Genomic DNA, 5,914 nt, shown 5'->3' with positions numbered 1-5,914 from the left:
GGGTTACCGTCATCCCCGAGGCCCGTAGCGACATCAAGGTGGAGGTGACACGCGCCAATGCCTCCACGCCGCTCACCATCCGCACCCTGGGCGACCGTACGATTCTCGACGGGAATCTGGGTCGGAGGATCGGGGCTTGCCGCGGGGCGGGCGACAGCGTCGTTGTGAAACTCAGGGGTGGGCGCGACATCGCCTGGAGCGAGCTGACCCAGGTGGTCATCCGGACCCCGCGTGACGTGAGGCTGCAGGCTGGTGGCGCTGTGTTTGGTGTGGTCGGTCGGTCCGTTACGCTCAGCCTGGACAACGCGGGCTGTGGAGACTGGACCATAGCCAATGTCGAAGGCGCTGCGCGGATCAATCAGGCCGGCTCCGGCGACAGCCGGCTGGGCACGACCGGGTCGCTACGGGTGCGCGCCGCAGGCTCCGGCGATGTGGCGGCGGCGGCGGTGAAGGGCGGCCTCGACATTGACATTGCGGGATCTGGATCGACCCTGGTGTCGTCCATCAACGGCCCGCTCGAGATCGATGTGGCCGGCTCGGGCGATGTCATGATCGGAGGAGGGCGCGCCGCCACCATGAATGTTTCCATCGCCGGGTCCGGAGATGTGGACTTCCGGGGCGTTGCAGACAACGTCCGCGCCCGTATCGCCGGTTCGGGCAACGTTCATGTCAACGAGGTCAAAGGCGAAATCTCCCGGTCCATCATGGGCTCAGGCAAGGTTCGCGTCGGACAGCAGTGACGCAATCGACAGGGCAGGGCGGTCATCGCTGCTCTGCCCCTTGACGGGACCGAGTCGCGCCGGTAATACCGCGCCTCCTGTTGGACCGGCTGTGCAGTCCGAAGTGAGTTGGAATGCAGACGCGGCCCGCGGAACGACCCGAGACAGTGCTCAACTGAGCGTTTTGGGACTGGCCCTCGCGGGTTCGCGTGGGCCTAATTCGTTTGTGCGGACTTTCGCGTACGGACTCTTCTTCGAGTTCGGGCTGGTCTTTGAAATGGTCGAGATCACGCGGGCGGGCCGCCGTCTGTAAGGAAATGTAAGAGCGATATGGATCGTCAGAACATCCGCATTCGGCTCAAGGCCTTCGATCACCGCGTGCTGGACCATTCCACACGCGAGATCGTGAACACGGCCAAGAGAACCGGCGCGACAGTGCGTGGGCCGATCCCGCTGCCGACGCGTATTGAAAAATTCACCGTCAACCGTTCGCCGCACATCGACAAGAAGTCGCGCGAGCAGTTCGAGATCCGCACGCACAAGCGCGTGCTCGATATCGTCGACCCCACCCCGCAGACTGTGGACGCGCTCATGAAGCTCGACCTGTCCGCCGGCGTGGACGTCGAGATCAAGCTCTAAGGGGATTGATCTGATGCGAACCGGCGTACTTGCCAAGAAACTCGGTATGGCCCGCTTCTTCGATGAAGCCGGGACTCACGTACCGGTGACCGTGCTCAGCCTCGATGGCTGTCAGGTCGTCTCCCAGCGCACCCAGGAAAGGGACGGCTACGTCGCTCTTCAGTTGGGCGCGGGCTCCAAGAAGCCCAAGAACACCTCCAAGGCCATGCGCGGTCACTTCGCCAAGGGCGAAGTCGAGCCGAAGCACCGCCTGGTGGAGTTCCGGGTCTCGGAGGAAAACCTCATCGACGTGGGCGCGGAAATCACCGCCGATCATTTCGTGCCCGGCCAGAAGATCGACGTCACGGCGATGACGGTCGGCAAGGGCTTCGCCGGCGCCATGAAGCGCTGGAACTTCGGCGGGCTTCGCGCCACGCACGGCGTTTCGGTCTCTCACCGCTCGCATGGCTCCACCGGCCAGCGGCAGGACCCGGGTCGTACCTTCAAGGGCAAGAAGATGGCCGGCCACCTCGGCCAGGAAGTCGTCACCACCCTTAATGTCACCGTCTGGCGTGTCGATATCGAGCGCGGTCTGATTTTGGTGAAGGGCGCTGTGCCCGGCACCGAGGGGACCTACGTCAAGGTGCGTGACGCCATCAAATCCGCCCGCCACGCCGATGCGCCTCTTCCGGGTGCCTTCCGCAAGAGCGGCCAGCCTGCGGCGGTGGAAGCTGTCGCCGACACCGCGTCGGTCGCCGATGCGCCGGCTGAAGCGCCCGCAGCTGGGGATGAAGCGTAATGAAACTCGACGTCATCAAACTGGACGGCGGGAATGGCGGCTCGATCGAGCTTCCTGACGATATCTTCGGCATCGAAGAGATCCGCGCCGATATCCTGCAGCGCTGCGTCACCTGGCAACTCGCCAAGCGTCGCGCCGGCACGCACAAGGTGCAGGTCCGCAACGAGGTCTCCCGCACCTCGAAGAAGATGTACAAGCAAAAGGGTACCGGCGGCGCCCGTCACGGCTCGCGCCGGGCGGCCCAGTTCGTCGGCGGCGCCCGGGCCCATGGTCCGGTTGTCCGCAGCCACGCCTTTGATCTGCCCAAGAAGGTCCGCGCCCTGGCGCTGCGCCATGCGCTGTCGTCCAAGGCTCGCGACGGTTCGCTGATCATCGTCGACAATGTGGCTCTGAAGGATCCCAAGACGGCCGCGCTTCGCGACCAGCTGGGCAAGATCGGCATCACCCACGCCCTCGTCATTGCCGGCGTGGACGTCGACACCAACTTCAAGCTCGCCGCCCGGAACATTCCGAACGTCGACGTGCTGCCGAACGCTGGCCTGAACGTCTATGACGTGCTGCGCCGTCGCACCCTGGTCCTGACCACGGACGCGGTGCAGGCGATCCAGGCGCGCTTCCAGCCTGAGGAGGCCGCGTAATGGCCGTGGAACCTACCGTCCGTCACTACGACACCATTCTGGCGCCGATCATCACGGAAAAGGCGACTCTGCTTTCCGAGCAGAACAAGGTCGTGTTCCGTGTGGCCGGTGACGCCAGCAAGGACGAAATCGCCGCCGCAGTCGAAGCGCTGTTCAAGGTCAACGTCACGAAGGTCAACACGATCAACGTGAAGGGCAAGACCAAGCGTTTCCGTGGCATCATCGGCCGTCGCGCCGACGTCAAGAAAGCGATCGTGACGCTGGCTGAAGGCCAGTCGATCGACATTACGACGGGGCTCTGATCCGATGGCCTTGAAACACTTCAATCCGACGTCGCCGGGCCGCCGCCAGCTGGTGCTGGTGGACCGTTCCGAGCTCCACAAGGGTGGCCCTGAAAAGTCGCTCGTGCAGGGCCTGACGAAATCCGGCGGCCGTGGCGGCAATGGCCGCATCGCGGTCCGTTTCCGCGGCGGCGGCGCCAAGCGCCTCTATCGCGTCGTGGACTTCAAGCGTCGCAAGTTCGACGTGGCCGCGACCGTCGAGCGTCTTGAGTACGACCCGAACCGTTCGGCCTTCATCGCCCTGGTGAAGTATGACGACGGCGAGCTCAGCTACATCCTGGCCCCGCAGCGCCTGAAGGTTGGTGATCAGGTGATCGCGGCCGAAAAAGCCGACGTGAAGCCGGGTAATGCGATGCCGCTGCGCGGTATGCCGATCGGCACCATCATCCACAATGTGGAGATGAAGCCGGGCAAGGGCGGGCAGATTGCACGCTCGGCCGGCGGCTATGCCCAACTCGTCGGACGTGACGCCGGCTACGCCCAGATCCGCCTGAACTCGGGCGAGCTGCGGATGGTCCAGGACAGCTGTATCGCCACTGTCGGCGCGGTTTCGAACCCTGACCACATGAACGAGAACCTCGGCAAGGCCGGCCGTTCGCGTCACATGGGTCGCCGGCCCCATGTTCGCGGCGTGGCCATGAACCCGATCGACCACCCGCACGGCGGCGGTGAAGGCCGCACCTCGGGCGGTCGCCACCCGGTTACCCCCTGGGGCAAGCCGACCAAGGGCCGCAAGACCCGCAAGAACAAGGCGACGGACAAGTTCATTATCCGCTCGCGTCACGCACGGAAGGCTCGCTAAGCCATGACCCGTTCAGTCTGGAAGGGTCCGTTTGTTGACGGATACCTGCTCAAGAAGGCCGAAACCGTCCAAAGCTCCGGCCGCAAGGATGTGATCAAGACCTGGTCGCGTCGTTCGACGATCATGCCCCAGTTTGTGGGCCTGACGTTTGGCGTACACAACGGTCAGAAGCACGTTCCCGTGCTCGTCTCGGAGGACATGGTCGGTATGAAGCTCGGTGAGTTTGCGCCCACCCGCTTCTTCCCTGGCCACGCGGCCGACAAGAAGGCCAAGAGGAAGTAGAGATGAGCAAGCAAGCCAAGGCTCGCCGGTTTACGGCCGCCGAAGCGGTGGCAAAGGTGCGGACGATCCGCATCAGCCCCCGCAAGCTCAACCTCGTGGCCCAGTCGATCCGGGGTCTGAAGGTGCAGCGCGCCCTCAACGAGCTCGAGTTCAGCCACAAGCGCATCGCGGGCGATGTCCGTAAGGCGCTGTACTCGGCGATCTCCAATGCCGAGAACAACCACAACCTCGACATCGACAGTCTCGTTGTCGCCGAGGCTTTCGTGGGCAAAAACCTCGTGATGAAGCGCTTCCATGCCCGCGCTCGCGGTCGTGCGTCGCGCGTCGAGAAACCGTTCAGCGAGATCACGATCGTGGTCCGCGAAGTGGGTGAGGCCGCCTAATGGGTCAGAAGATCAATCCCGTCGGGCTTCGCCTCGGCATCAACCGCACCTGGGACAGCCGCTGGTTCGCTGACGGTCCCGAGTATGGGCGCCTGCTCCACGAAGACATCAAGGTCCGCCGGCAGCTGAAGAAGCGCCTGTATCAGGCCGGCGTGTCGCGCATCATCATCGAGCGTCCGCACAAGAAGTGCCGCATCACCATCTATGCCGCGCGCCCTGGCGTGATCATCGGCAAGAAGGGTGCGGACATTGAGAAGCTGCGTTCGGACGTGGTCGCCATTACCGGCGGCGAAGTCCACCTGAACATCGTCGAGATCCGGAAGCCGGAAACCGACGCGCAGCTGATCGCCGAGAACATCGCCCAGCAGCTGGAGCGCCGTATCGCGTTCCGCCGCGCCATGAAGCGTTCGCTGCAGAGCGGCATGCGTCTGGGCGCCAAGGGCATGCGCATCGAGGTCTCGGGTCGCTTGGGCGGTGCGGAAATCGCACGTTCAGAATCGTACCACGAGGGCCGCGTGCCGCGTCACACCCTGCGGGCCGACATCGACTACGGGATCACCGAGGCGAAGACGACCTACGGGATCATCGGCGTGAAGGTGTGGGTCTTCAAGGGCGAGGTGCTCGACCACGACCCGATGGCCCTCGACAAGCGTCTGGCCAGCGAAAGCGGTCCGGCTGGCGAAGGTGGTGGCCGTGAACGTGGTGATCGTCCTGACCGTCCGCGCCGCGACCGTCGCGAACCGGCGAACGCCTAAGGATCTGCGATGCTGTCTCCAAAGAAAACCAAGTACCGCAAGCAGTTCAAGGGCCGTATCCACGGCCTGGCGAAGAGCGGCTTCACCCTCAACTTCGGTTCGTATGGCCTGAAGACGGTTGAGCCTGACCGGATCACGGCGCGTCAGATCGAAGCGGCTCGCCGCGCGATCACACGTCAGATGAAGCGTCAGGGCCGTGTCTGGATCCGGATCTATCCGGACGTTCCGGTCACCGGCAAACCTGCCGAAGTCCGGATGGGCAAGGGAAAGGGCGCTGTCGACTATTGGGCCGCGCGCGTTCATCCGGGCCGTATCATGTTTGAAATCGACGGCGTGCCGGACGATGTGGCTCGCGAGGCCCTGCGCCTCGGCGCAGCCAAGCTGCCGGTGAAAACCCGCATCGTGTCCCGCATCGACGCCCCCGCCGCGGAGCATGCGTGATGAAGATTGATGAAGTCCGGGGGTTCACCCCCGATCAACTGGCCGACCAACTCGTTTCCCTGAAGAAGGAGCAGTTCAATCTGCGCTTTCAGAAGGCGACCGGTCAGATCGAAAAGACCCACCGCGTGGACCAGGT

Annotated in this window: 11 protein-coding genes; all 11 read left to right on the top strand. The window is 64.0% G+C overall.

Going from position 1 to position 5,914, the window contains the following annotated elements:
• Positions 1-740, top strand: a 740-nt coding sequence (locus ACIQ42_RS15080; protein ID WP_397423071.1) for a GIN domain-containing protein, incomplete at its 5' end; no start/stop codon positions are given.
• Between the two features lie 309 nt (positions 741-1,049).
• Positions 1,050-1,358: a 30S ribosomal protein S10 gene (rpsJ, locus tag ACIQ42_RS15075; protein ID WP_012521787.1), complete on the top strand. Its 309-nt coding sequence runs from the start codon at positions 1,050-1,052 to the stop codon at positions 1,356-1,358.
• A gap of 13 nt (positions 1,359-1,371) precedes the next feature.
• Positions 1,372-2,136 carry a 50S ribosomal protein L3 gene (gene rplC, locus ACIQ42_RS15070; RefSeq protein WP_397423070.1) on the top strand — a complete coding sequence of 255 codons (765 nt, stop codon included), beginning with the start codon at positions 1,372-1,374 and terminating at the stop codon, positions 2,134-2,136.
• Entirely contained in the window at positions 2,136-2,774 is a 639-nt protein-coding gene (gene rplD, locus ACIQ42_RS15065) for a 50S ribosomal protein L4 (protein ID WP_397423069.1), read from the top strand. Before rplC ends, rplD begins: the two co-directional genes overlap by 1 nt.
• A 5-nt stretch (positions 2,775-2,779) precedes the next feature.
• Positions 2,780-3,076: a 50S ribosomal protein L23 gene (locus tag ACIQ42_RS15060; RefSeq protein ID WP_397423073.1), complete on the top strand. Its 297-nt coding sequence runs from the start codon at positions 2,780-2,782 to the stop codon at positions 3,074-3,076.
• 4 nt (positions 3,077-3,080) lie between these two features.
• Positions 3,081-3,917: a 50S ribosomal protein L2 gene (gene rplB / locus ACIQ42_RS15055; RefSeq protein WP_397402013.1), complete on the top strand. Its 837-nt coding sequence runs from the start codon at positions 3,081-3,083 to the stop codon at positions 3,915-3,917.
• Positions 3,918-3,920: 3 nt separating this feature from the next.
• Positions 3,921-4,199, top strand: a complete 279-nt coding sequence (gene rpsS, locus ACIQ42_RS15050; protein WP_397402011.1) for a 30S ribosomal protein S19 — start codon at positions 3,921-3,923, stop codon at positions 4,197-4,199.
• 2 nt (positions 4,200-4,201) lie between these two features.
• The gene (rplV, locus tag ACIQ42_RS15045; RefSeq protein WP_397402009.1) at positions 4,202-4,582 is read left to right on the top strand and encodes a 50S ribosomal protein L22; all 381 of its coding nucleotides are present in this window, start codon (positions 4,202-4,204) and stop codon (positions 4,580-4,582) included.
• A complete protein-coding gene (gene rpsC / locus ACIQ42_RS15040; RefSeq protein WP_397423068.1) occupies positions 4,582-5,337 on the top strand; it encodes a 30S ribosomal protein S3 in 756 nt (251 codons plus the stop codon). The genes rplV and rpsC overlap by 1 nt, the downstream gene beginning before the upstream one ends.
• A gap of 9 nt (positions 5,338-5,346) precedes the next feature.
• A complete protein-coding gene (gene rplP / locus ACIQ42_RS15035; RefSeq protein ID WP_397423067.1) occupies positions 5,347-5,778 on the top strand; it encodes a 50S ribosomal protein L16 in 432 nt (143 codons plus the stop codon).
• Positions 5,778-5,914, top strand: a 137-nt coding sequence (gene rpmC, locus ACIQ42_RS15030; RefSeq protein ID WP_397423072.1) for a 50S ribosomal protein L29, incomplete at its 3' end; no start/stop codon positions are given. The genes rplP and rpmC, both read left to right, overlap by 1 nt.

It is taken from the genome of Phenylobacterium sp., assembly GCF_044372605.1.
In the GTDB taxonomy this organism is placed as follows: Bacteria; Pseudomonadota; Alphaproteobacteria; order Caulobacterales; family Caulobacteraceae; genus Phenylobacterium.
The sequence above is the reverse complement of the archived record's forward strand: the minus strand, read 5'-3'. Positions and strand labels throughout refer to the sequence as shown.